At 43.4% G+C, this 23593-nt stretch carries 27 protein-coding genes; 23 read left to right on the top strand and 4 right to left on the bottom strand.

All coding sequences use genetic code 11. The features are described 5' to 3' along the window. Positions 1–38 precede the first annotated feature (38 nt). Entirely contained in the window at positions 39–224 is a 186-nt protein-coding gene (locus tag ACFQZI_RS07110; RefSeq protein ID WP_377140347.1) for a hypothetical protein, read from the bottom strand. A gap of 10 nt (positions 225–234) precedes the next feature. Continuing rightward, a complete protein-coding gene (locus tag ACFQZI_RS07115) occupies positions 235–702 on the bottom strand; it encodes a nuclear transport factor 2 family protein (RefSeq protein WP_377140349.1) in 468 nt (155 codons plus the stop codon). A gap of 221 nt (positions 703–923) precedes the next feature. Here ACFQZI_RS07115 and ACFQZI_RS07120 point away from each other — a divergent pair, with 221 nt between their 5' ends. Next, positions 924–2102: a sensor histidine kinase gene (locus tag ACFQZI_RS07120; protein WP_377140352.1), complete on the top strand. Its 1179-nt coding sequence runs from the start codon at positions 924–926 to the stop codon at positions 2100–2102. Further along, positions 2065–2805, top strand: a complete 741-nt coding sequence (locus ACFQZI_RS07125) for a LytR/AlgR family response regulator transcription factor (RefSeq protein ID WP_377140354.1) — start codon at positions 2065–2067, stop codon at positions 2803–2805. The genes ACFQZI_RS07120 and ACFQZI_RS07125 overlap by 38 nt, the downstream gene beginning before the upstream one ends. Before the next feature lie 408 nt (positions 2806–3213). On the opposite strand, the gene ACFQZI_RS07130 is transcribed toward ACFQZI_RS07125, so the two are convergent. After that, positions 3214–4110: a DMT family transporter gene (locus ACFQZI_RS07130; RefSeq protein WP_377140356.1), complete on the bottom strand. Its 897-nt coding sequence runs from the start codon at positions 4108–4110 to the stop codon at positions 3214–3216. 148 nt (positions 4111–4258) lie between these two features. On the opposite strand from ACFQZI_RS07130, the gene ACFQZI_RS07135 reads away from it, so the two are divergent. From ACFQZI_RS07135 to ACFQZI_RS07170, 8 genes are all read left to right on the top strand, one after another. Then, positions 4259–6121: a mechanosensitive ion channel family protein gene (locus tag ACFQZI_RS07135; RefSeq protein ID WP_377140359.1), complete on the top strand. Its 1863-nt coding sequence runs from the start codon at positions 4259–4261 to the stop codon at positions 6119–6121. Positions 6122–6133: 12 nt separating this feature from the next. Next, positions 6134–6472 carry a single-stranded DNA-binding protein gene (locus tag ACFQZI_RS07140; RefSeq protein WP_377140361.1) on the top strand — a complete coding sequence of 113 codons (339 nt, stop codon included), beginning with the start codon at positions 6134–6136 and terminating at the stop codon, positions 6470–6472. A 266-nt stretch (positions 6473–6738) separates the two neighbouring features. Beyond that, positions 6739–7986: a cation:proton antiporter gene (locus tag ACFQZI_RS07145; protein WP_377140364.1), complete on the top strand. Its 1248-nt coding sequence runs from the start codon at positions 6739–6741 to the stop codon at positions 7984–7986. Between the two features lie 3 nt (positions 7987–7989). Further along, positions 7990–9312, top strand: a complete 1323-nt coding sequence (locus ACFQZI_RS07150) for a TIGR00341 family protein (RefSeq protein WP_377140366.1) — start codon at positions 7990–7992, stop codon at positions 9310–9312. Between the two features lie 9 nt (positions 9313–9321). Next, positions 9322–11067 (top strand): APC family permease, encoded by a 1746-nt coding sequence (locus ACFQZI_RS07155; RefSeq protein ID WP_377140369.1) that lies wholly within the window; start codon positions 9322–9324, stop codon positions 11065–11067. A gap of 11 nt (positions 11068–11078) precedes the next feature. Further along, on the top strand, positions 11079–11969 hold the full coding sequence (locus ACFQZI_RS07160; RefSeq protein WP_377140372.1) for a mechanosensitive ion channel family protein: 891 nt from the start codon (positions 11079–11081) through the stop codon (positions 11967–11969). 150 nt (positions 11970–12119) lie between these two features. Then, the gene (locus ACFQZI_RS07165; RefSeq protein ID WP_377140375.1) at positions 12120–13034 is read left to right on the top strand and encodes a universal stress protein; all 915 of its coding nucleotides are present in this window, start codon (positions 12120–12122) and stop codon (positions 13032–13034) included. A gap of 23 nt (positions 13035–13057) precedes the next feature. After that, positions 13058–13519: a DUF2147 domain-containing protein gene (locus tag ACFQZI_RS07170; protein WP_377140377.1), complete on the top strand. Its 462-nt coding sequence runs from the start codon at positions 13058–13060 to the stop codon at positions 13517–13519. Between the two features lie 23 nt (positions 13520–13542). Here ACFQZI_RS07170 and ACFQZI_RS07175 read toward each other — a convergent pair whose 3' ends face one another. Beyond that, positions 13543–13785, bottom strand: coding sequence for a hypothetical protein (locus ACFQZI_RS07175; protein WP_377140380.1), 243 nt, complete (start codon positions 13783–13785; stop codon positions 13543–13545). Between the two features lie 258 nt (positions 13786–14043). On the opposite strand from ACFQZI_RS07175, the gene ACFQZI_RS07180 reads away from it, so the two are divergent. From ACFQZI_RS07180 to ACFQZI_RS07240, 13 genes are all read left to right on the top strand, one after another. Further along, positions 14044–14469 carry a hypothetical protein gene (locus ACFQZI_RS07180; RefSeq protein WP_377140383.1) on the top strand — a complete coding sequence of 142 codons (426 nt, stop codon included), beginning with the start codon at positions 14044–14046 and terminating at the stop codon, positions 14467–14469. Between the two features lie 11 nt (positions 14470–14480). Further along, entirely contained in the window at positions 14481–15038 is a 558-nt protein-coding gene (locus tag ACFQZI_RS07185; protein ID WP_377140386.1) for a hypothetical protein, read from the top strand. After that, positions 15031–15609, top strand: a complete 579-nt coding sequence (locus ACFQZI_RS07190) for a hypothetical protein (RefSeq protein WP_377140389.1) — start codon at positions 15031–15033, stop codon at positions 15607–15609. Before ACFQZI_RS07185 ends, ACFQZI_RS07190 begins: the two co-directional genes overlap by 8 nt. 10 nt (positions 15610–15619) lie before the next feature. Beyond that, complete coding sequence (locus ACFQZI_RS07195) at positions 15620–15931, top strand: HPF/RaiA family ribosome-associated protein (protein ID WP_377140392.1); 312 nt, start codon at positions 15620–15622, stop codon at positions 15929–15931. Positions 15932–15945: 14 nt separating this feature from the next. Next, positions 15946–17448, top strand: a complete 1503-nt coding sequence (locus ACFQZI_RS07200; RefSeq protein ID WP_377140395.1) for a trypsin-like peptidase domain-containing protein — start codon at positions 15946–15948, stop codon at positions 17446–17448. 11 nt (positions 17449–17459) lie between these two features. Then, positions 17460–17885 (top strand): hypothetical protein, encoded by a 426-nt coding sequence (locus ACFQZI_RS07205; RefSeq protein WP_377140398.1) that lies wholly within the window; start codon positions 17460–17462, stop codon positions 17883–17885. 135 nt (positions 17886–18020) lie between these two features. Further along, the gene (locus tag ACFQZI_RS07210; protein ID WP_377140401.1) at positions 18021–18404 is read left to right on the top strand and encodes a hypothetical protein; all 384 of its coding nucleotides are present in this window, start codon (positions 18021–18023) and stop codon (positions 18402–18404) included. Positions 18405–18406: 2 nt separating this feature from the next. After that, positions 18407–19645: a DUF2254 domain-containing protein gene (locus ACFQZI_RS07215; RefSeq protein WP_377140404.1), complete on the top strand. Its 1239-nt coding sequence runs from the start codon at positions 18407–18409 to the stop codon at positions 19643–19645. Between the two features lie 15 nt (positions 19646–19660). Further along, positions 19661–20629 carry a type I phosphomannose isomerase catalytic subunit gene (locus tag ACFQZI_RS07220; RefSeq protein WP_377140407.1) on the top strand — a complete coding sequence of 323 codons (969 nt, stop codon included), beginning with the start codon at positions 19661–19663 and terminating at the stop codon, positions 20627–20629. A gap of 9 nt (positions 20630–20638) precedes the next feature. After that, positions 20639–21385, top strand: coding sequence for an HAD-IIB family hydrolase (locus ACFQZI_RS07225; RefSeq protein ID WP_377140410.1), 747 nt, complete (start codon positions 20639–20641; stop codon positions 21383–21385). Position 21386: 1 nt separating this feature from the next. Then, positions 21387–22139 carry a glycoside hydrolase family 130 protein gene (locus ACFQZI_RS07230; RefSeq protein WP_377140413.1) on the top strand — a complete coding sequence of 251 codons (753 nt, stop codon included), beginning with the start codon at positions 21387–21389 and terminating at the stop codon, positions 22137–22139. Between the two features lie 17 nt (positions 22140–22156). After that, positions 22157–22471 carry a glycoside hydrolase family 130 protein gene (locus ACFQZI_RS07235; protein WP_377140415.1) on the top strand — a complete coding sequence of 105 codons (315 nt, stop codon included), beginning with the start codon at positions 22157–22159 and terminating at the stop codon, positions 22469–22471. 9 nt (positions 22472–22480) lie between these two features. After that, the gene (locus ACFQZI_RS07240) at positions 22481–23578 is read left to right on the top strand and encodes an AI-2E family transporter (RefSeq protein WP_377140418.1); all 1098 of its coding nucleotides are present in this window, start codon (positions 22481–22483) and stop codon (positions 23576–23578) included. The last annotated feature ends 15 nt before the right edge of the window (positions 23579–23593 follow it).

The raw sequence follows: 23593 nt of genomic DNA on the forward strand, positions 1-23593 counted from the left end.
CACGCGGTAACACTGTCATTAGCCCCGAACCGTAACGATTACGGACGCGGATAGTAATGATTACCTACGTTTGCAATGCCTTTATATTCTGTGTTTGAAAAGCTGTAAAGCCCTTTTGTGTCTTTGTCCGGATCTTTTTGTGTTTTATCTTTTTTACAGGCTACGCCAAGCAGCAACGTGCTGATCAAGATAAACGCAAGAATGGACCTGATCATTCTTTTCATGGTGATATGGTTAAGGTTTATGGTTTGTATTTATCGGAAATATATTCTCGTCCACCTGCGTGCCCTGGCCAGCTACGCGGCACCAGTTACCGGAGGTTTTGTGGTAGACCTCCAAACGGCGGACCTTGATATTCAGATCACGGCCATCAACAACAATGTTAACATTGATCAGCAAATTGACCACTGCGGTGGTGCCATCATAGATCCTGATGAACTCATTGCCGGGTATAGGCCTAACAGCCTTGAATACCAGTTTTTCCTTCTTCTGCGCTTCTATCCATTGCTGACGGGTGAAGGAAATATCGCCTTTGGGACCGACCGCGATCATATCCGCGCAATTGATATTTGTGCCTGGTCCCTGGCTCCGCAGGAGTTGCCGGATCTCCTGTCGCTCCTTTGGATAGCTCGCAGTATCGATCTGCGCGAACGCACCAAGCGATATACAGGTCAAAAAAATTAAGGTGAGTAATGCTTTCATAGTATTTGTTTTTATTCAAATCTACTGGCGTTGATCATATGAAAGCCGGAAAGTAGCCCGACGTAGCCAATTCGAAAGCATACACCTTATCTTTGTCTATCAGATCATTTCGTCGACGACGAAATGATCTGATAGACTGCTTAGTTAGGTTTGTCGAATATGTCGCCGGGAATAGTATGCTTTGATAGCCTATATGTATCTTAGTATGATAATTAAATTCGATGCAGCAAATACCATTTATTTATTCAAACAGTATCAAATGGCGGTTGTCGCGGCATCTAATCTTTTGGCTGCTCTGGTTCCTGTTCCAGCTTTTGCTATACTCTTTCTCGCCGTCACCTGCGTTGCAACAACAACCATTTCTCCATCGCTTGATCATCACCTCGCCGGAAACTTTAATGTATCTGGTCCCAAGTATGTTTTTGGCTTACACATTGATGTACCTGGTCATTCCTAACTTGGTGTTGCCGGGCAGATATGGCTGGGCTACTATAAGTGCGGTCGTTTTAGTTTTTTTAACGGCGGCATTATCAGCAGTCTTATCCCTAACAGTGATCGACTACTTTCGTCATCTCAATGCTGATAAGCTATCGCCGCTCGTTGCCCGTGAGCCTCATCCTGCATTTTATATACAATTCGGTGTAGCCATGCTGGCTGGTTTGCGGGGAAGTATTACCGTAGGCGGTGTAGCCGCTGCGATCAAGTTGATGAAGTGCTTCTATGAAAGGCAGCAAGCCGCCCTGATGCTGGAAAAGGAAAAAGCGAATGCTGAACTGCAAATGCTAAAAGCACAGCTGCACCCTCATTTCCTGTTCAACACGCTAAATAATATTTACTCCTTCACACAGGAAGTATCCGAGAAGGCATCCGGAATGATCATGGGCCTGTCCCAACTACTCCGCTATATCCTCTACGATTGTAGCAAGCCGTTAGTGCCGCTTGACAAAGAGCTGAAAATGATCAAAGATTATATTCAGCTGGAGTCGACCCGCTATGATGAGGGTTTAGACTTATCTATTCAAATGCCAAAATTTACCGATCATTTGATCGCCCCGCTATTGCTTTTACCCTTCGTTGAAAATGCGTTCAAACACGGTGCAAGCCAGGTAACCGAGCACCCCTGGATCAGTCTTGCTGTTTATATAAATAATGATGAACTGTCGATGAAACTGATCAATGGCAAGCCGGCCACCGTTAACAATTCGAACCCCGGGATCGGGATCGCCAATGTCCGCAAACGTCTGGAGCTTTTGTATCCGGGTCAACATGAGTTGGTGATCAATAACGAAGAAGAAATGTACATTGTCAATCTGACGATCACACTGGCAACCGCACGTGCTCAAGTGGTCAAAACTGTTTATCATGCAACCGATCAAGAAATACAATTGCCTCATCATTGATGACGAGCCACCCGCAAGGGAGGTACTTCGGCGTTATATCAGCCAGATACCGATGCTTAGCCTCATCGGGGAATATGGTAATGCCGTGCAGGCCATTAGCATGCTAAAACAACACCACATCGATCTGCTTTTTCTTGATATTCAGATGCCACAGGTCACCGGGTTGGATCTGATCGGCACATTGGTTGATCCGCCAAAAATAGTCCTGACGACCGCTTTTGAACATTATGCGGTCAGGGCCTTTGAGCTCGATGTTACGGATTACCTGGTCAAGCCCATCCGTTTTGATCGGTTCCTGAAAGCGGTCATGAAGGCATTGCCCGCGCAGGAAGACCGTTCTGATGACCAAGCTCCCTTCAACGCCCAGGACGCCGTTGATCATGCTTTCCTTTATTTCCGGGCCGACCGAAAGATGGTAAAGGTCATGCTTAATGATATTCTATACGTCGAGAGCTTAAAAGATTACGTCAAAATAAACACCACTAAAGGCCCGGTCATAACCAAGTATGCGATCACATCGCTTGAAGCTATGCTGCCTGCATCATCATTTATTAGAGTGCATCGGTCTTATCTGGTATCGGTAAATAGGATTGATTCTTACACGCAGGAGGAAATAAATTTAGAAAGCAATATCGTACCTATTGGAAAGCTCTATCGGCTGCAGGTATTAGATACCTTGAACAAGCAAAGGGGTTTATATTAGGCAATAGCCAATGCATTTAAAATCTTTAATTGTTCTACAAAATGGTTCGAATTATGTCCAGTCTGAGGAGGACTGAAAAAGACATTTTTTATTCAATAGGTATTGTTATTTAAGGGTAATTTAAGCGACTATATTAAGATGTTAATTGTTCGCCACATTGAAAGCCATGATTTATTGATATCCATAACCTAGCTGTTTTATGGATACAAAGTAGATTAGAAGAAATTTCGGAGCCTTAACAACTTTAAAAGTTAACCATCGATTTTTCTTTCGTGTATTATAATTTGAATTGATTACTAAGGTGGCTTTAAGGAAAAACTATCATAGACTTGTTTCAATATTGCCTATGTTTTTCTAATCTGAACAACGGCAAAAATTTAACCTGATTATTCAAAATTCTGAAGTTACTCACATTCGTTTCATCTTCATTTGCCTATGAACGCTGATTATTAATAACACTCCAGAAAACACCAGCGCAAAACCAATCAAATGAATCCATCTGAATTTCTCGCCTAATAGTGCGTAAGATAAGACCAATGCACTGATTGGCATTACGCCCATGAATGTTGCAGCCATACTTCCCTCTACTTGTTGAATACCCTTATACCAAAGGACCGAACCCAGACCCATTGTACCGGCTCCATATAACATAAGGTAAATCCAGCTTTGGATGGAGACATCACCAAATGATAGATCATGAAATTGCCAGATCATAAATGGAATAAAGCCGATGAAGCCAACTATAGCAGAAAATGTGGCAATGTCCTCCGGCGGGTAATCTTTAGTTAGCGCCTTGCCCATTAAGGTATATCCAGCTTCGCAGCAAATGGCCGCCACAACCAGCACAATACCCAGTATTTCATTCTTTCCATGTGCCTCCGCACCGCTACCCAATTGCATAATTACGACCCCAACCACAGCGAGCGCAATGGCCATTCCTTTTTTCCAGTCAAAATTATCTTTAAAAAAAATCACCGACAATAAAGCGGTAAGTGCCGGCGTAGCACTCATGATCACACTACCCGTCACGCCGGAGATCATTTGCATTCCATAGAGCATTAACACAGTAAATCCCAATACACCAACCAAACTGATGCCAGCTAACAGCCAGGCATCCTTCCCCTTATATTTTTTGATGTTAGAAAGTTTAATGAACGGGGCAAGCACAATAAAAGCAAGCAAAACCCTCAACCCTCCGGCAATAAATACCGGAAAATCTTTGGAGACCAGTTTACTCAGCGGCGTTGCGCTGCCAAATAAGGCCATGCCCAATAAAAGCATCAGGTACACTTTGAAATTCTTCATATCAGGGCTTTTTTAAAATAGCTTTACAGAACTTACAGTTCAGGCTTAGATATGTTTGAATAACCCTTTTGGTACAATTAGAGTAGGTATTATATCAAAGGCCTGATATAATTACTTACATTTAAATTTATTCAATACCCAGCGATCTATGAAGCAGTGCTTATGTTTACTTTTTTGTTATTTTTTTATTCAGCCGGTTGTTGCCCAGCAAGATACGCTGAAGCATAAAAAAGACTCGCTGTTGACCATTCAACTGGAATTGCAGCAAAAGAAAGTAAAGCAACTTTCTGAAGAAAGGCTGGCTGATTCGATCAAACGGACAGATTTACAAAAACAGCTTTCCACCGCTGACAATCTTCAAAAAAGAGATTTACTGGAAAAACTGGAAACTTTACGGCAGAAAGATTCACTCCGATATGTAAACCAAAAGCGCCAGATCGATTCGCTACGTGCCTTTGTAAAGGGCTTTCCGGTTATCCCTTTTCGCGATACGCTCTTTTATATCTTTACCCGTCAGGGTAGCTTTACCGCCCGGGACCGTGCAGAAGCAATTAGCAATCGAATTGCTAAACTCAGTGATATTTTTGCATTTAAAACCGATTCATTAAAACTGGCCAAAGCCGAGCAAACTACAGATATATTATTCCGTGACCAGTTGCTGATATCGATATCCGATCAGGATGCATTATGGCAGAATACCAGCCGGGACCAACTTGCCAATTCGATCAGGACGAAAATAGGAATAGCAGTAATAGCACACCAGCAGGAAACACGCTGGCAAACCATCATGCTTGAAAGCTTTTTAGCGCTTTTGGTGATTGTTGTTACCGTTTTGCTCATCTATGGTATACGCAAACTGTTCAACTGGCTTCAGATCAGGCTAATGAAACAAACCGGATGGTTCAATAAAGGTATCCGCCTCAAAAATTATGAATTACTGAATGCGGAGAATGAACTTGCTGCCATAAAAAAAGTGCTTACGCTGGTCAAATGGGCCGTTATATTATTGGTGATCTATCTGGCCCTGCCTATCCTATTCGGGATATTTCCATTTACTAAAGACGTGTCGGATACGCTGCTTAACTATCTGATCAGCCCGTTAAAAAAAATTGTACATGCCATTTGGGCCTATATTCCTAACCTGATGACGATCTTGGTTTTGATCGTCGTATTCAGGTATGTTTTAAAGTTCTTTAAATTTATTACTACTGAGATAGAACATGGCCAGCTTAATGTGCCTGGCTTTTACTCGGACTGGGCAAATCCAACTTACCAGATCATCCGCGTATTAGTACTTGCCTTTATGCTGATCGTCATTTTCCCTTACCTGCCAGGTTCTGATTCAGGGGTGTTTAAGGGTGTGTCGGTGTTTATGGGCGTACTGTTCACTTTCGGTTCGGCCGGGGCATTGAGCAACGTAGTAGCCGGATTAGTGCTCACTTATATGCGCGCCTTTAAAATAGGCGACCGCGTCAAGATCGGAGAAGTTACCGGTGACGTAATTGAAAAAACAATCTTAGTCACTCGTGTGCGTACCATTCAAAACGAGATCATTTCCATTCCTAACTCCACTGTGATGGGAAACCATACCATAAACTACAGCAGCGACGCGCCTGTAAATGGCCTGATCGTTCATACCACTGTTACTATCGGTTACGATGTTCCCTGGAGGGATGTACACCAGTTATTGATCGATTCGGCCCTGGCAACACCAATGATAGAAGCTGAACCAAAACCTTATGTTTTACAGACCAGCCTGGATGATTATTATGTTAGCTACCGGATCAATGCTTTTACCAAAGAACCGAACCGGCAAGCTGTCATCTATTCGGCATTGCATGCCAATATTCAGGATCATTTCAATAAAGCCGGTGTGGAGATCATGTCGCCTCATTACAGAGCACTAAGGGACGGTAACGCCACAACAGTACCCTCCGATTATTTGCCAGAGGATTATGAAGTACCTAAATTTGTGGTTGAAGAGCAAAAGTTAACTGATAACAAAAAATAGTATTGGATTAAAATGGCTGGGATCAACAAAGTCATTCTTATAGGATATTTAGACAACGAACCGGATTGGGTAGGCGATAGAGATCAAAAATTAATGTCCTTTCAACTCAGAATCAAAACACCTTTTTTGAAAAACGGAAAAAAAAGCGATCAGGTAGACATCCATACGATAATGCTGAAGGGAAATATAGCAGATATGGCAAGCCGTGTTGTAACCAAGGGTAGGCTGATCTACGTCGAGGGCAAAGCGTCGACCCACTCATTTATAGGCGACGACGGGATTAAGCGATATAATTCAGCAATAGTTGCCGGTTATTTTAAGATCCTAGGCCGGCCGGGAGATTTTAAGTAGCAGATATGCTCAACCACTAAACAATTACCATCAATATTGCTTAATAATAAGCAATACCGTGTAATGGATAGAAATTTAGGGATCGTATTGATCGTTGTTAATTTTATTGTGCTGATCTTTCAGATCTTACGGATGCAAAAGAGCAATCGATTCTAACCGCTTTGCGTAGAATTTATAAACCGAAGCCATTGGGCAGCTGTTCCGATTGTCCAACACACAAGTTAATAACATACAATAGTCGATCAACACCAAATTCCCCTTCCTTAATGAATACCCAGGAAATCATTTCTATTACTATTGTTTTAGCCGCACTTTTCGCCTACATCAATCATCGGGTGGTCAAGTGGCCACCAACCATCGGCATCATGGCGTTATCGCTCATTTGTTCAGTGGGGCTGGTGTTGCTGGGTAATTCGAAATCGCTGCTTTCCGAAAAAGCTGTCCAATTAGCCAATTCTGTCGACTTCCAGGATGTTTTGATGAATTTTATGCTGAGTTTCCTGCTTTTTGCCGGGGCTATACATATAGATGCCGGCAAATTAAAGGCTGAACGCTGGCCGGTTTTGTTGCTGGCTACAATAGGGATATTGGTTTCCACTTTCTTAGTAGGCGGAATGACCTGGTTACTATTCGGATTTTTCGGCATGCCAATTCCGTTTATTTATTGCCTGCTTTTTGGATCGCTGATCTCACCGACCGACCCTATAGCTGTGATGGGTATTTTGAAACAAGCTAAAATACCGGAATCCCTGGAAGTTAAGATCGCAGGCGAGTCTCTTTTTAATGATGGTGTGGCTGTGGTGATCTTTATCAGCATCGCGCAGATCGCACGTTCTGCGGACGGTGCATTTTCCATTGTGGAAATTGGTAAGCTCTTTTTACAGGAAGCAGTCGGCGGGCTGGTTTTTGGAGCTATACTTGGTTATTTAGGGTTCATGGCGCTTCGCTCGATAGACGAATATAAGGTTGAGGTTTTGATCACCCTGGCCATTGTAATGGGGGGATATACGTTGGCCTCTCATTTACATGTATCCGGCCCGTTGGCGATGGTTGTTGCAGGTATAATAACCGGGAATAAAGCCAAAGCCGAAGGCATGTCCGATGAAACCCGCGATTACTTAGGGAAATTCTGGCACTTGGTAGATGAAATATTGAACGCCGTACTTTTTCTGTTCATTGGATTGGAAATGCTCATAATCAAGATCAACTCAACAGTAATGCTGATCGGGGCAATATCCATCCTTATCGTGTTATTGGCGCGCTGGATCTCCGTGATCTTTCCTGTACTTTTATTACGCTATAAGATCAAATTTGAGAACAATGCCATAGCGATCCTGACCTGGGGCGGCCTTCGGGGAGGCATTTCAGTTGCGCTTGCCCTTTCCCTAAGTGCGAAAATGCACCGGGACGAATTTGTGCTCATCACTTATATCATCGTCGTGTTTTCCATATTGGTACAGGGACTGACTATTGGTAAACTTGCACAAAAGTTGCAGGTAAAAACTCAAAAGTAAACTATGAGTGCTCTATTACACCGTATACGATACATCCTTACCCACCGGTTCAACTTGCAGGAGGACAAAGCCGAAGAGTCGGATATCATAAATGCTATTCGCAAAAATGTGGATTTCCGTGGTGCAAACCTTTGGGCGCTCATCTTTGCGATCTTCATAGCTTCGATTGGGCTGAATGTCAATTCTACAGCGGTTATTATCGGTGCCATGCTGATCTCGCCGATCATGGGCCCGGTTATGGGGATCGGCTTAGGCATTGGCATCAACGATCTGGAATTGGTTAAAAAGGGCGGAAAGAATTTATTTGTCGCAACGATCATCGCTATCATCACTTCTACTATTTACTTTTCGATCACGCCATTACACGAGGCGCAGTCTGAATTGCTGGCGCGGACATCACCTTCGACCTGGGATGTGTTTATCGCTTTCTTTGGCGGCATGGCGGGTATGGTAGCCGCCTCCAGGAAAGAAAAAAACAATGTCATACCCGGTGTAGCTATTGCAACGGCATTAATGCCACCCTTATGCACCGCAGGTTTCGGCTTGGCAATGGGCAACTGGCCGTTCTTTTTTGGCGCGGTCTACCTTTACTTTATCAATAGCGTTTTTATTGTTATTGCTACATTTTTAATGGCAAGGTACCTGAAAATGCATAAAAAAATTTTCGAAACACCAGGTGCAGAGAAGAAAGTTACCAGGTGGGTAATACTGATCGTTGTGATCACGCTCCTGCCCAGCATTTACATGGCTTACCGTATTGTAAACCGAAGTATTTTTGAAAGTAACGCCCGGAAATTTGTGGAAGAACAATTCCATTTTGACAATACGCAGGTCGTTTCCAAATCATTTAAATATGATGGGGAAAAGAAAAGCATTGACCTGCTTTTGATCGGCGACATATTAGATAAACCAACGATCGATTCTTTAAAGCATCGCATGGATAAATACCGGCTGCGCCATGTTACTTTAACCATCCGCCAGGGTTTAGATGCCCGGCATCAGTTGGACCTGTCACAAATAAAGGCGAGTATTTTGGAGGATGTATATAACAACAGCACCAGGACTGATACGGTTCGGCTAATACCCAAAAAAACAGTCGCTTTAGACAGCGTGGTCATTCAGGAAATGAAAGTTCTTTATCCTGCATTAAAAACTTTTGGAGTAACTAAACTGGCTATCCGCACCTCCGATTCCCTCCGGGTTGACAGCCAAAGGATCGCTTTGGCGCGATTTAGCAAACCATTACGCAAAGCTGATGTTGTAAAATTACAGCATTGGTTGCAACAGCGGTACCAATCACCCTCGCTGAAACTAATAGTACAATAAAGCCACCTAATGAAAAAAGAAGATGTTGCCCACCCGAAGCTAAATGAATTACAGGCAACATCCATCTGCGGCAACGATATCAGTTCTTCCTGTTTGTATGTTTCGGCTTTGACCATCGCTTACGCCGGGCAGTATGCATGGATCTCGCTGTTGATCGTTGCATTGGTGTTGTTTCTTTTCCGAAAGATCTACGGCGAGGTGGTTGGCGCATTACCGCTGAATGGCGGTGCTTATAATGTGCTGCTCAACACGGCCTCAAAAAGGACGGCATCCTTTGCAGCCTGCCTCACCATATTATCCTACATGGCAACCGCTGTGATCTCGGCTTACGAAGCCATGTTCTATTTCCACGATATTGTACGTTCTCTTCCGCTTATTCCGGCTACCATCATGATCCTGCTCATTTTTATGATGCTGGCGATCATCGGCATGGGCGAATCAGCTATTGTGGCCGTCATCATTTTTATCACGCATTTAGCATCCCTTAGCCTGCTGGTGTTAACCTGCTGCTGGTTCCTTTTCAATAATGGCTTAACTATTTTTCAGGCAAACTGGCATATGCCGGTAACATCCGGCGGGCTTTTAACGGCCTTATTCCTTGGGTTTTCGGCGGCTATGTTGGGTATATCCGGCTTTGAAAGCTCGGCCAACTTTGTAGAAGAGCAAAAGAAAGGGGTGTTTCCTAAAACGCTTCGCAATATGTGGCGGGTAGTCAGTTTCTTCAACCCGGCAATAGCGCTACTGGCGCTATGCATTATTCCTATACCTTCTATTAATAACCACCAGGAATCATTGCTTTCCTTCATGGGACAAACTGCCGGCGGCGGGTGGCTAAGCTATATCATTTCTATTGACGCGGTTTTGGTATTAAGCGGCGCTGTGCTAACGTCCTACGTAGGCGTTACCGGGCTGGCCGAACGTATTACGCTGGACAGGATCTTGCCCAATTTTTTCCTGGCAAAGAACCGCAGAGGTGTTAACTACCGCATCGTGATCGGGTTCTTCCTGCTTTGCGTATCTATTTTATTAGTCACCAAAGGTAACCTGGCCAACCTGGCGGGGGTTTACACATTTTCCTTTTTGCTGGTAATGGCGCTATTCGGCGTCGGGAATTTACTCCTAAAGGCTAAAAGGAGCAAATTGCCCAGGATGGAGAATGCGCCGGTAATATCTGTGGTAATTGCCATATTCTTCATCATTGCAGCCTTTGTAGGCAACATGGAACTGAATGTCTTATCGTTCTATGTATTTATCAAATACCTCATACCTGCTATGCTGTTTATAATCATTATGCTGAACCGTGCGCGGGTGATCCGGTACCTCATCTATTCTGTCACCTACCTTGGAGAGCCGGTTCGCAAATTTATCTTAAGCAACGTCCGCTTGCACCGCGCACTGGTAAAAATAAAGTCGCAGGAACTGGTCTTTTTTACGCGGGGGGATAATGTATCTATCCTCAACCGTGTAATGATGTATGTAGAAGACAATGAAGCGACCAAGCGGCTGAAGATAGTCCACATTGCAAACACCGAAAGTAATAACGCAAGCCTTAAAAAGGATATTGAAGTGCTGGACCGTGCTTACCCGGAGATCGATATTGACTATGTGGAGATCGCAGGGCATTTTGGCCCCGAGATCATAGACCGGCTGTCTAAGGAATGGAGTATCCCTAAAAATTTCATGTTCATAGGTTCCCCGAGTAATAAGTTCCCTTACCACGTTTCCGAGCTTGGCGGTGTCCGGCTCATTATGTAATTACAAATACAATGGATATTAATAATGCCTATCAGCTTATCGTTGATAAATTGACCCTTTGGGCAAAAGACCTGATCAGGCTTTTGCCGAACATAGCCCTTGCCGCACTGATACTTGTCGTAGGCTTTTTTATTGCAAAATCTGTAAAAAACGGATTGAAGAAATTGATACGGCGATTTATTCATAACGAGACACTGGACAATCTTTTCAGTTCCCTTATCTATATATTTCTATTGGGCATTGTGATCTTTATCGCCCTAAGCGTATTAAAGTTGGACAAGGCGGTTACGTCCATTCTTGCCGGCGCGGGTATATTAGGTTTGGCATTAGCTTTCGCATTCCAGGATATAGCAGCCAATTTCATGTCGGGCATTTTCCTTTCCATACGCAGCCCGTTATCTGTTGGCGACATTGTCAAGATCAAAGAGTATATGGGTAAGGTAGAAGAGATCAACTTACGCGATACCGTTATCCGAACATACCAGGGGCAAATGGTAATTATCCCAAACAAAGATGTATTTCAGAATCCGATAGAAAACTATACTTTATTAGGCAAACGGAGAATGGACCTTGCGGTTGGGGTATCGTACGGGGATGACCTGGAAAAAGTCAAGGAAGTAACAATTGAAGCAGTAAGTGGGATAGAAGGCCTATCAAAGGAAGATGAGATCACCATGTTTTATACAGAGTTTGGCGATAGTTCCATCAACTATGTGATCAGGCTTTGGGTTTGCACTACAGAGCAGATCAACTTTCTGGAAGTGAAAAGCCAGGCAATCATAAGGATCAAAAAAGCTTATGATGAAAACGACATCATGATTCCCTTTCCAATTCGGACAATGGATTTCGGTATCAAAGGCGGCATACCGCTGACGGATATGCTGCAAGACCGAAAACAGTAGCCATGATCGATATTTAAAGAAATTTCTGAATAATTTGGGTTAATTCTGTGTTTTAATTGCGGATTTGGAATAATTTCCGTATATTAAGCCTACTTCATTGGCTGACCGATCTGTCAGCTGCATTTGTAAATTCATTAATACAGCATCGCTATGATTACTTTAATAAAAAGAATACTTATACCCATTGACCTTTCCGATACCTCTCTGAATGCCCTGAATACCGCCATTCAAATGGCTAAACGGCACAACGCGCAACTGCATTTATTATACACCCAGGATATTATGGACTATTATCCCAAAATGGGCCAGATGGCTGCCCTGGAGCCAATGCTAGAAGAGGTATTGGAAAAGGATAAACTGCTACTTGAAAAAGTTGTTCAATCTATTTTTTACACGCACCAAATTAATTGCTTCCTTCATGTAGAAACAGGTTACCGATCAAAAGTGATCTCAGAAAAATCAGCTGAATTAAATATTGATGTAATTGTTTTAGGGACAGACCCTGATATAGCAGAGCGATCTTACCTAAATGACAGCCTGGCCTATAAGATATTGCAAAACACGAGCAGCCATGTACTAACGGTTCCGGCGGGAACGGAAATAAATGATTTTAAAAGAGTAGTTTTTCCTGTTTTAAGCCAGGAAAATCCAATTGCAAAGCTAAAAATGTCCCGCTCCCTTATTGAAAAAAATAATGCAGCCTTATCCATAGTTGGGATAATAAAGCAGCAGGATCTCAACTTTCTAAGTTCGGTAAGAGATATTTCGGAGAGTGTCAAACGAAGGGCAAAAAGCTTTTCGGGATCCGTAATCAGGAAGTCGGTTTATAGTATACGTTCCGCAACAGACATTATCGGAATATCTAAGGATGAAAAAGCGCAGCTTGTCGTTATTGAAGGAAATACCAAACGAAATTTTAAGGAATTCTTTTTGGGGAACTTCACACAGCGGATGATACGGAATGCGGAGGTAGCGGTACTGTTTGTAAGAAATATTCCGGAAAGGGGATTTGTTAACGTCCCGGTTCAAGCGGCTAACCGGTTAACGCTTAAATTAAACCTTTAAATAAGGGCAAGGTCTGTTTATATATGCCAGTTCTATTTAAAACACTTTTTGCCTCATTCATTTTTATCAAGCTGGCCGCACCACAAGCTTATTCTCAGCCTGCACCTGCAAGTGAACGCATTTGTGGTAAATGGGAGAACCAGGCTAAAACATTGCGGATACTGGTTTACACGGAAAACAATGACTTTAAAGCCAAGATCATATGGTTCAGTGATACCGAAGGTAAGCCGATGAATTATTGGATGGATAAAAAAAATCCTGATCCGAAATTGCGCAACAGAACTATTTTGGACATGAGCATTTTGCGGGGGCTTAAATATAATTCCGAAAAAGGAACCTGGGAAAATGGAATGGTTTATGATTCCAAACATGGTAAGGAATGGAATGCCTCAGCGTCCATTGATCAACAAGGGTTGCTTAAAGTACGGGGCTACTGGCATTTTAAATGGATCGGTAAAAGCATGATCTTTCACCGTATCCAATAAATACAATTATAATTACTTATTTTTTACCGTACTACGCCCTTCGTCTGCTCCTGCGGATCTATTGAAATATAAAGAAAAATAGAACCAAACAACAGCATAACACCCCCAAAATAGGCGGGTATTTTTACTGACCATGCGCCATTAAAAGTTGTAATTGATGCAGAACCTCCGGTGTCGACTGCATTTTGGGTGTGTCCGTAAAAAACATTTCCACAAATTATTAATACGATTCCAAGTGCGATCAGTATGACGCTTAACTTTTTCATATAGGGTTTTATTAAGATTTAGCCTGCTGGGAAAGCGACATTTTTGACCATTCAAATCAAGGTCGCTAAGAGAGAGGGTATTTTTATTACAAAGGGAAAGGCATTATGTTTTGTAAAATTTCCCAAAAAGCTAAATTGTTAAATAAAGTGAAATATTATTAACGGAAACAAATAGGAATAGTTAATGTAATATAATAAAGGGTTTCTATAGAAGTATAGCTATTCTTAGTCTATTTATAACTTCTATTAAACAATCCAATGAAACATTCCATCCGTTTTGTCACCTTAATAAGCATTGCTTTATCAATTGCTTTAACATCTTGTTCTAGAAAACTCTCATTTAATACATCTTCAGTAGTGCCGGCTGCCGAGGGCTATGCAAAGGTCAATAAAGACAATAATAACAACTATGCTATCCATGTTAAGGTAACGCATTTAGCAGAACCAGGCCGACTGCAACCCAAACGCGAACTATATGTTGTGTGGATGGTGACCGCGAACAATGGCACAAAAAATATCGGCCAGCTTAAAAGCAGCAGTGGTTTTTTCTCCAGTGTTTTAGAAGGGGAATTGAATACAGTCAGTTCCTTTAAGCCGGAACGCGTTTTCATTACTGCCGAAAATGACGCTAATATCCAGTATCCCGGTAGTATGGTTATTCTCACCACAAAAGGAAAGAATTAAGATAAGTAGCCATGGACAATGACAAGCAATATTTCCTTTCCGGCCTTTTTACTGAAATGAGTAAAGCGGAAAAAGCTTACAGCGAACTACTCGCTATGGGCTATAAGCCGGAAGAGGTCAATGTGGCTATGGCCAGTACAACCCGTGATAAGCTGCAAGCAGCGGAGATGCAGATAGGAACTCCTGAGACAGCATTGGATCAAAAATACGACGGAACCATAGATGGCGGCATAACAGGTGGCTTGCTCGGTAGCATCGCGTTTACGATAGGAGCACTCGGTAGCAACCTTTTAATTCCGGGATTGGGCCTGGTGGTGATGGGGCCGCTGGCCGCTGGCCTTTTAGGAGCAGGTGCCGGTGGCCTGACAGGTGGAATCATTGGGAAATTATTGTCTCCTGGAGCACCTGAGCCACAATCAGAATTGATCACACAAGGTTTAAAAAACGGCAAAATAATGCTGGCACTGGTCCCCCGCAACGCACAGGAGGAGAAGGCTATTCATGCTAAATGGACTGCACTTGATGCTGAGATTTTTCAAAAACCAATTGACAATAAACTTCATGACTGAACATAAAAATAAATTATTCCCATTTGCTTGGGTACTATTGGTAATAGTAATCATGGCTTTCGTGGCCTATTTCCTTTACGTCAACCGTTTTAAAGGAAATAAAACAATTGATTTGAGCGCACAGCAAACCGATCTGATCAACCGACATGAAAACGACACAACGGTGACGGACTTCATTAGCTATGTAAGCGATGGATCTAATAAAATGAGCCTGGATCACGAATATTCCAATACGGCATTGATTAAACTTTCCAGGGCGGTCAGCGCTATGGCACGTGCTACAGATTATGTGGTTAAGGCAAATTTGAACGAAGCGGAGACAGATGCCGATAAGATCACGCGCGATCCGTTGGCGATCACCCATGCGGACAACATCCGTAAAGCCGCTGACATTTTAATTGAGGCGCTAAATAACCTGCAGAAAGCCAAGTACCCTACGCTCGCAGCTGAGGTAGCAGCAGTTTCGGAAGCAGCACAACAGATCGATCCGGATGTTATGACACTGGATCAGAAAAGTAAGGTGAAACAATTTTTCCAACGTTCAGCTGAGCTATTATCTAAAATGAATTAAACTACATAAAATGAAGATACAGATCAATACAGACCATAACATTGAAGGCAATGAACGCCTGCAAGCATTCCTGGAGAATAAAATAACGAACGCGCTCGGCCGCTTTGAAAACCATATTACCCGAATTGAGCTTCACCTGAGCGATGATAACGCCGGGAAAAGCGGTCCGGATGACAAACGCTGCCTTTTAGAAGCCCGATTGGAAGGCCGTGAACCTTTGTCAGTGACTGCTAATTCGGAAACGGTTGAGAGTGCTGTTAATTCGGCTATTGAAAAGATAAAGAAAGTTTTGACAACAGCTTTAGAAAAAATGAGCCATTAAATAACCAATATGATATGAACAAGTTTGGACTAATTGCCGTTACCGCCGTGGTGGCTGCCCTGGTCAGTTTTACTACTTTTAAGATCATGGGGTCTTCCAATTCGGTTGCAGCAGATCCCGCGGATACAGCCGCACAATCGATTTACTTCGCTAAAACACCTGAAGGAGGTCGTGCACCATCTAATACGCCGGAATTTACCCAGGCGGCCGCACTGGTTACTCAATCCATTGTGCACATTAAAGTAAAACTTAACAGAACAGCTGACGACAATAATCAATACGATCCTTATTATGGTTCACGGCAACCGGCTGCCCAGGTAATGGCATCCGGTTCGGGCGTAGTTTTTAGCAAAGATGGTTATATCGTAACGAATAACCATGTAGTTGAAGGTGCTACCGAAATAGAGGTGATATTAACTGACAAACGTATTTTCCCGGCGAAACTCGTTGGCCGTGATCCAAACACAGACCTGGCAGTAATCAGAATTAATACAAATGATCTTAAAGCGATTGGAATAGGAAACTCTGATGATGTGCAGATCGGCGAGTGGGTGTTAGCCGCAGGATATCCTTTTTCGCTTAATACAACCGTTACCGCAGGTATAGTAAGCGCGAAGGAACGAAGCATAGGCATTATCGGTAAACCGGAGAACGGACAGCCGGCAACTACCTCAGCCATGAGTTCGGCGGTAGAGGCTTATATCCAGACCGATGCAGCGATCAATCCGGGTAATAGCGGTGGCGCGCTCGTCAATACCAGCGGCCAATTGATCGGTATCAATGCCGCTATTGCCTCACAAACCGGGAGCTATGAAGGCTACGGATTTGCTATACCGGTAAACCTGGCCAAAAAGATCGTCAATGACCTGATCAAATTTGGAATGGTTAAACGTGGATTGTTGGGTGTTAGTTTCCCATCACCCGCAACAGAAGATCAGTTCCTGATCCGCCAGGGCATTAAACCCGGCAGCATTCAGGGCGCTTATGTGACGGGTGTACAGCAAGGCAGTGCAGCGGCCACAGGTGGCTTAAAACCCGGCGACATCATACAACAGATCGATGACGCGAAGATCGGTTCTTCCGTAGAATTATCTGAACGGATCGCCAGGCATAATCCCGGCGATAAATTGTCTCTGTCGATTAAGCGGGGCAACGAGGCGATTAAAGCAGAAGTAACCCTTAAAGCCCAGGATGCTACCCCTGAGCCTGACAAAAATCCTAACTCCCCTGCTTTAGCATCAAAGCTTGGTGCCACATTTGCCCCACTAAGCGATGCCTTTAAACAACATTACCATATGGCCACGGGTTTGGCCGTTACCGGCGTTGACCCTGAAGGGCTTTTTGCCCAGATCGGAATTCAGAGAGGGGCAATTATTTTAAGTATAAACGGCCGCCGTATCAATAGCACCAGTGATATGGCTAATGCTTTTAAGACGGCCAGCAATGGTATTGTCCGTTTTGAATGTGTGACGCCGGATGGGGCCCGCATCGTTTTCAATTTATCACTCGGCGCCTAAAAATATAAACTATGACCACTTACGACAAGTTATCTTCCACAGACCAGCAGAAACTTTTAAAGTTTCCCGTATATATTTCTTTATTGGCTGCTAATGCGGACGGCACAACAGACGATCAGGAGAAAAATACAGCAATAGCATTTGAACATACGAAGACCTATACAGCCGATCCGGTACTTGGTGATTTTTATAAACGCTCGGAAGAATTATTTGAACAAAACTGGAAAGAGCTTGACAAGTCTCTTCCCAAAAGCAAAACTGAACGGGATAAAAACTTAAAAGATTTTTTATCGGATGCTGACAATATACTTCTGAAGCTCGGCAAAATATACAAGACGGTAATGCATAAAAGTATGCGAGCATTCAAAAACCACGTTTCCAGGGCACATCATAATATATTGGAGGATTTTATTTTTCCAACCCTATTAAAGGTATAAACGCTTAAAGATGCTTTTTCAATAGTTTATTCCGGGCGTATGTCCGGGGTAGACATTGAAATTAAATAACTCAAAATGAAAGACAACAAAGATATTATAACGCCGACTTCCAAAAGATCCTCCGGGAACAGGCCATTGATCAGGAAAACCTTGATCATTGGAGGTACCGTCCTTTTTCTCGGCCTGGCATCGCTGATCTATTACCGCTACTACTTCGTATTCGGAGAGGGCGTTAAGGCCGGCCAGCTTAATTACTTTGTAGAGAAGGGATATGTTTTTAAAACACATGAGGGCCGACTGATACAATCCGGTGTTAAGACGCAGCAGCCTGGGATGATCGCCTCCAATGAATTTATGTTTTCAGTGACTGATTCCCGGCTGGCTGATACTCTAAATCATCATGCCGGTGGCTTTTTGCAACTGCATTACAAAGAATATCTGCACACATTGCCATGGCGCGGAGTAAGCCATTTTGTAGTGGACAGTATCTACGCTATGAAACCCGGTGTTAATCCCTGATCATGACCAGCCGGATCTCTAAATCATTAAGGGCTGTTTACAATAAGACTGTAAACAGCATAGCTTTTTATCCAGCCCTGATCGCAATTGGTTTTTTATTCTTGTCCTGGCTGATGCTTGAACTGGATTTTTCGGATGCCGGCAAGCATATAAAGGCAAGTTATAGTTGGGTAAGACTGAAGGACGCCAGCACTGCGCGGACAATTGTGTCCACCATTGCAGGCGGCATCATTTCGCTGATGGTATTTAGCTTTTCGATGGTGATGATCCTGTTGAACCAGGCGGCATCGCAAATGAGCAACCGCATGCTGGAAAGTATGATCGGGAACCGGTTTCAGCAAATCGTATTAGGATTTTATATCGGAACGATTGTTTATGCGCTATTCCTGTTAAGTACCATCAGAGATATCGAATCCGGTATTTACGTCCCCGCTTTGAGTATATACCTGCTATTAATGGTTACCATTGCAGACATTTTTATGTTCATTTATTTCCTGCATTATGTAACACAATCCGTCAAATTCGAGACGATCATTTCGCGCGTGCACAAGCAGACCTTTAATGCACTCAAAAATGCGTGTGCGGTGAACGATCAATCAAATACCGATCTACCATTATCCGGTGGCCAGGTTATGGTCACCAATTCTTCCGCATATTACCAGGGTATTGACAAAAAGCAATTAGTTGAATTTACAGCACAGCATAATGGTTTAGTTAAACTGCTGCATCCCCCGGGTACTTTTCTCTTAAAAGGTCAACCGGTAGCAGTGTTTTACGCAAACGCTTTACTGAAAAAAGAAGATAGCGAAGACCTGCTACTATCGCTGGATTTTTACACAGGGCAGTCTATCGACCAAAATTTTTATTATGGTTTTCATCAGCTAACAGAAGTGGCACTAAAAGCCTTAAGTCCCGGCATTAACGACCCCCAGACGGCAGTGTTGAGCCTTCATGCCCTGGCAGATCTTTTTGAGTACAGGTTAAATCATCATCCTGAATTAGAAATAAAAAATAAGGACGGCCGGGCTTGTATTTATTTGGCCGGCAGAAGTTATAGCGAATTATTCACCGAATGCATATTACCCATATGGGATTATGGCAGCGATGACCGTTACATACAAAACACTTTGAAATCAATGATCTCACAGTTGCTATCTTCCGGTCCGGAAAAGGAGACTGAACAAATATTAACTGGAATGCTTAATAAGGTGAACGATAAGATCACAAACAGCAAAAAATAACTTACTCACTACGTCATGGAAGATATAACCTATTATCCACTCCGGTTTCCACCCATTTATCAATACCGGTTATGGGGTGGAAGAAAGTTAGAACATCTTCTTACTGAGAAATTACCCGATGGCCCGATTGGTGAGGCATGGTTGTTAAGTGACCGTGATGAACATGCCAGTGTGGTAGCGGACGGCACACTAAAAGGCAAAACGCTTTTACAGTTGCTCCGGCAGGATGAAAAAGGTATCATGGGAAAATTTGCAGACCGTTTTGATCGTTTTCCCTTATTGTTAAAATTTTTGGATTGTAATGATGTCTTATCCGTCCAGGTACATCCTTCCGATGAGCAAAAGCAATATATTCCAAAAGGAGAACACGGTAAAACAGAGGGCTGGGTGGTGTTGGAAACGCAGGATGACAGCCTGATCTATGCCGGACTAACAGTAGGCACTACACCCCAATCTTTGAAAAAATCGCTGGATAAGCATAATGTAGCAGAACATTTGCACAGTTTTAAGCCAAAGAACGGTGACAGCATATTTATAAAAGCAGGCACAATCCATACCCTAAAAGGGGTAGTTGTGTTCGAAGTGCAGGAAAACAGCGATATCACCTTCCGGCTTTCTGACTGGAACCGGACGGATAAAAAAACCGGAAAGCCACGACCTTTACAAGTAGAACAAGCTTTGGCTTGTATAGACTATGATCAGATAAATATAGGTCCTGTAGAACCATCTCCATCTCAGCCACCCGTTGTTTTAAGCTCCGATTACTTCACTGTTTGGAAACACAGCGAAAAAGAAGCTTTCACGGTTGGCGGCGCTGATGAGCCAAGAGTTTTAGTGTGCGTGAGCGGAAATGGGCAGATCGAGAGTAATGAAAACTGCCAGATAAAAAAGGGGAATGTATTCCTATTACCTGCACAAATGGGTGCTTGCCAAATTATACCCAATGGGCTTATAGAAATACTGGAGGTTGGCATTCCCTCATAAATATATCCTATGAAAAAATTAATTGTATTCGATCTGGACGGGACGCTTGCGGAGAGTAAAGCAGCTATTGATAAAGATATGGCAAAATTATTCCACGACCTTCTTGAAGTTGCCCGGGTAGCTATCATATCGGGCGGTGCCTGGCCGCAGTTCGAAAAGCAGGTGATCGCTCACTTGCCGAAAGGCAGCGACCTCAAAAAATTATCTATTTTGCCTACCTGTGGCACCAAATTCTATCGCTATGAGAATGGTGATTGGAAAAAGCTTTACGCAGAAAACTTCACCGGTGAACAAAAACAAAAAATAGAAGATTCGTTAAAAAAAGCTGTCGAAGAATCCGGGTTCAAAGCAGAAAAGACATGGGGCAAACAGATCGAAGACCGTGACAGCCAGATCACTTTTTCGGCCTTAGGCCAAAAAGCTCCGCTGGAACCCAAGAAAGCCTGGGACCCTGATTTTAAAAAGAGAAAAAGGATCAAGTCGCTGTTGGAAAAGATGATACCCGAATTTGCGGTCAATCTGGGTGGTGCTACTTCTATTGATGTTACCAAGCCCGGTATCGATAAAGCATACGGGATGCATAAGCTGGAAGAAGTGCTTAAGATCAGTATCGCGGAAATGCTTTTTATAGGCGATGCGCTTTTTGAAGGCGGTAATGATTATCCGGCCAAAACAACCGGTGCAGATTGCATTCAGGTGCGTGACCCGGAGGATACTAAAATCATCATTCAAACGATCATCACTTGCCAGAAATAATATGGAAGCATTACAATTAAAACGCCTGGATACCATTATGGAGCCTGATATGAACAATCCCATGGAGGCAGGCGGTGTATTAAACCCGGCCGCCGCACGGGGAAAAGATGGAAACTTGTATTTGTTCCCGCGTATGGCCACCAAAGATAATTATTCAAGAATAGGGATCGTTAAAGCCCTGTTTGATAAAGAGGGAAATCCAAAGGGTGTAGAGCGCCTTGGTATCGCCCTCGAACCGGAAGCGGATTACGAAAAACGACCTGATGGCGGCGGCGGTTGTGAGGATGCCCGTGTAACTTATGTGGAGCCGTTAGAACGCTATATCATGACCTATACCGCATTCTCGCCTGATGGCCCAAGGATAGCGATGGCTCAATCCAAAGACCTCTTCCATTGGGAGCGTTTAGGCTTAGTGCACTATAAGCCTTATGAAAATATTGATTTTGATAACGTAAATAACAAGGACGCCTGCGTTTTTCCATTGCAGATACCGAGCCCTCATAGGCATCGAGCTTTAGGCATGCTGCATCGCCCGCTTTTTCCGGGCACTTCGCCGGAGGAAAAAGCTGCGCATCCATGGGATGAAGTGGTTGATAAACATCATGAAAGTATCTGGCTGTCCTATTGCCATATTCATCCGGATAGGCAGGAAAGCGAAAAATGGAACCCGGCAGAATTCACCTCACACCGCCCGCTGGCTGTGCCCGTGTTTGATTGGGAAAAAGTAAAGATAGGTTCCGGACACCGCCAGTAAGAACAAAGTTCGGCTGGATGTTTTTATATCACGGTGTTCATGCAGCTGAGCGATCTACACCTGAAAAACAACAATTGGTTTATTCTGCAGGCGTAATGTTTTTATCAGCAGAAGATCCTTATGATATTGCGTTCAGATCATTTGAGCCGATATTGACGCCAACGCTTCCTGAAGAAAAAGTAGGTGTTATCGCTGATGTTGTATTCCCTACCGGTATCGACCAGCGGACCGACATTGGCATGCCTGACCGTTATGATGTTTATTATGGGATGGCCGACAACCGGATCGGAGTTGCGCGGCTTGACCTTCCTCAAAGCCTGGAATGGCTATAATAGTTAGCGATGAATAAAGTAAATGATTTCCTTCCCCGCAGTGTGCAAACGCTGTTATTAATGTTCCTGATCTTTGGCGGCCTTTATTTTTCGGCCGGCTTTTTAACGCCCGTTGCACTGGCAGGGATTTTGGCCATGCTTTTCCTGCCCTTTAGCAGATGGATGGAGAAAAAAGGCGTGAACCGTACGGTTGCCGCGGTTATCTGTGTATTGACCCTTATCCTGATGGTTGCCGGGTTCGTTTTCCTGGTAAGCTGGCGGGTTTCTAATTTGCAGGCGAACCTGGATCAGATCGAACAGCAATTCAACAAATACCTTGGGCAGGTACAAAATTATATCAACGACAGCTTTGGTGTATCAAAGCAGCAGCAGGATCAAATGCTCAAGAAGCAAGGAACTTCCGGGGCTGGAAGTGCAGCAACTTATGCCGCGGGATTTGCAGCAACTTTATTGGGTTCATTGACCACAACAATTTTGATGTTGATCTATGTCTTCCTCTTTATTAATTCAAGGGCACATTTTAAAAAATTCATATTAAAATTGGTAAAGCCGGAAGACCAGGCCAATACGAAACATATCATCTCGCAAACAACAGAAGTGGCACAGAACTACGTTTCCGGATTGGCCAAAATGATCTTTTGCCTTTGGATCATGTACAGCATAGGCTTTTCCGTTATTGGCGTAAATAATGCGATATTCTTTGCTATACTTTGCGGAACACTGGAAATCATCCCTTTTGTAGGCAATATCACCGGCACCGGCCTTACCGTGTTGATGGCTTTAGCACAGGGCGGCGGAAGCAGTATGGTAATTAGTGTACTAATTACTTATGGCCTAGTGCAGTTCATACAAAGCTATATCTTGCAGCCGCTGGTCGTTGGCAAGGACGTGGATGTAAACCCGCTTTTTACGATTATGGTTTTGGTATTGGGGGAAGCGGTATGGGGTGTGGGCGGCATGGTGCTGGCTATCCCGGTTTTGGGGATGGTCAAGATCGTTTGCGATCATATTGAACCATTAAAACCATATGGTTACCTGATAGGTAATGGTGACGAAGGAAAAAAAGAAAAGCCACTGGCCGAAAAAATTAAGTCATGGTTCAAATGAGAGCCGACTTCAGCA

This window comes from Mucilaginibacter lutimaris (assembly GCF_042676625.1).
GTDB classification, from domain to species: Bacteria; Bacteroidota; Bacteroidia; order Sphingobacteriales; family Sphingobacteriaceae; genus Mucilaginibacter; species Mucilaginibacter lutimaris.

Coding starts and splice junctions, on each gene's coding strand:
- ACFQZI_RS07220 (WP_377140407.1), top strand. CDS start 19,661: ATGGAAGATATAACCTATTATCCACTCCGGTTTCCACCCATTTATCAA.
- ACFQZI_RS07180 (WP_377140383.1), top strand. CDS start 14,044: ATGAAACATTCCATCCGTTTTGTCACCTTAATAAGCATTGCTTTATCA.
- ACFQZI_RS07235 (WP_377140415.1), top strand. CDS start 22,157: ATGTTTTTATATCACGGTGTTCATGCAGCTGAGCGATCTACACCTGAA.
- ACFQZI_RS07120 (WP_377140352.1), top strand. CDS start 924: ATGCAGCAAATACCATTTATTTATTCAAACAGTATCAAATGGCGGTTG.
- ACFQZI_RS07135 (WP_377140359.1), top strand. CDS start 4,259: ATGAAGCAGTGCTTATGTTTACTTTTTTGTTATTTTTTTATTCAGCCG.
- ACFQZI_RS07240 (WP_377140418.1), top strand. CDS start 22,481: ATGAATAAAGTAAATGATTTCCTTCCCCGCAGTGTGCAAACGCTGTTA.
- ACFQZI_RS07195 (WP_377140392.1), top strand. CDS start 15,620: ATGAAGATACAGATCAATACAGACCATAACATTGAAGGCAATGAACGC.
- ACFQZI_RS07115 (WP_377140349.1), bottom strand. CDS start 702: ATGAAAGCATTACTCACCTTAATTTTTTTGACCTGTATATCGCTTGGT.
- ACFQZI_RS07145 (WP_377140364.1), top strand. CDS start 6,739: ATGAATACCCAGGAAATCATTTCTATTACTATTGTTTTAGCCGCACTT.
- ACFQZI_RS07225 (WP_377140410.1), top strand. CDS start 20,639: ATGAAAAAATTAATTGTATTCGATCTGGACGGGACGCTTGCGGAGAGT.
- ACFQZI_RS07150 (WP_377140366.1), top strand. CDS start 7,990: ATGAGTGCTCTATTACACCGTATACGATACATCCTTACCCACCGGTTC.
- ACFQZI_RS07215 (WP_377140404.1), top strand. CDS start 18,407: ATGACCAGCCGGATCTCTAAATCATTAAGGGCTGTTTACAATAAGACT.
- ACFQZI_RS07155 (WP_377140369.1), top strand. CDS start 9,322: ATGAAAAAAGAAGATGTTGCCCACCCGAAGCTAAATGAATTACAGGCA.
- ACFQZI_RS07110 (WP_377140347.1), bottom strand. CDS start 224: ATGAAAAGAATGATCAGGTCCATTCTTGCGTTTATCTTGATCAGCACG.
- ACFQZI_RS07160 (WP_377140372.1), top strand. CDS start 11,079: ATGGATATTAATAATGCCTATCAGCTTATCGTTGATAAATTGACCCTT.
- ACFQZI_RS07205 (WP_377140398.1), top strand. CDS start 17,460: ATGACCACTTACGACAAGTTATCTTCCACAGACCAGCAGAAACTTTTA.
- ACFQZI_RS07125 (WP_377140354.1), top strand. CDS start 2,065: ATGCAACCGATCAAGAAATACAATTGCCTCATCATTGATGACGAGCCA.
- ACFQZI_RS07200 (WP_377140395.1), top strand. CDS start 15,946: ATGAACAAGTTTGGACTAATTGCCGTTACCGCCGTGGTGGCTGCCCTG.
- ACFQZI_RS07230 (WP_377140413.1), top strand. CDS start 21,387: ATGGAAGCATTACAATTAAAACGCCTGGATACCATTATGGAGCCTGAT.
- ACFQZI_RS07130 (WP_377140356.1), bottom strand. CDS start 4,110: ATGAAGAATTTCAAAGTGTACCTGATGCTTTTATTGGGCATGGCCTTA.
- ACFQZI_RS07185 (WP_377140386.1), top strand. CDS start 14,481: ATGGACAATGACAAGCAATATTTCCTTTCCGGCCTTTTTACTGAAATG.
- ACFQZI_RS07190 (WP_377140389.1), top strand. CDS start 15,031: ATGACTGAACATAAAAATAAATTATTCCCATTTGCTTGGGTACTATTG.
- ACFQZI_RS07175 (WP_377140380.1), bottom strand. CDS start 13,785: ATGAAAAAGTTAAGCGTCATACTGATCGCACTTGGAATCGTATTAATA.
- ACFQZI_RS07140 (WP_377140361.1), top strand. CDS start 6,134: ATGGCTGGGATCAACAAAGTCATTCTTATAGGATATTTAGACAACGAA.
- ACFQZI_RS07170 (WP_377140377.1), top strand. CDS start 13,058: ATGCCAGTTCTATTTAAAACACTTTTTGCCTCATTCATTTTTATCAAG.
- ACFQZI_RS07165 (WP_377140375.1), top strand. CDS start 12,120: ATGATTACTTTAATAAAAAGAATACTTATACCCATTGACCTTTCCGAT.